This window comes from Pseudomonas sp. K5002, assembly GCF_013386655.1.
Lineage (GTDB): Bacteria > Pseudomonadota > Gammaproteobacteria > Pseudomonadales > Pseudomonadaceae > Aquipseudomonas.
In genome coordinates this window covers 1-524 of the sequence record NZ_JACARK010000883.1, presented here as the reverse complement: position 1 = coordinate 524, position 524 = coordinate 1, and the positions used below count along the sequence as shown (strand labels likewise).

General features: G+C 62.4%; 1 protein-coding gene. It reads left to right on the top strand.

Annotation, left to right across the window (positions count from 1 at the left end; genetic code table 11):
* Positions 1-501 (top strand): MFS transporter (locus HX846_RS30465; RefSeq protein WP_256740123.1); only part of this gene is annotated, 501 nt, incomplete at its 5' end.
* Between the last annotated feature and the right edge of the window lie 23 nt (positions 502-524).

Sequence of the window (524 nt, the reverse complement as noted above, 5' to 3'; positions counted from 1 at the left end):
GAAGGGGTGGCGCTGGATGGGTTGTTTATCTTTGGCCTGTCGATTCAGGCGCAGAAGCTGCTGGGTGGCAATGCGGTATTGATTGCCGGTGGGTTGATGGCGCTGCGATATGTTTCGGAGTTGCTTCTGAGTCCGCTGGGGGGGCGTGCTGCGCAGCAGTTTGGTGCTACGTCGATGTTGCTGCTGTTTTCGTTTCTCAGTGCGTTGGCGTTGGGGGCGTTTGGTAGTCATTGGGTGATTGTGGGGGCGGCGGCGGTGTTGGTGTTGCGGGCGTTGCAGTTGCCGTTGGTGACGACGCTGGTGGCGGAGCGTAATCCGGGGGCGATGCGGGTTTCGGCGTTGGCGTCGAATGCGGTGTGGCGTGATGTGGGGGCGGGGCTTGGGCCTTTGCTGGCGGGGTTGTTGTTGCCGGTGGCGTCGGCGCCTTGGGTGTTTGGCGTGGCGGGGGCGGCGATTGCGGTCAGTGCGGTGTTTTGCTGGCGGGCCAGGGGGTTAGCATGAGATGGGGGATTGAGTACATATCC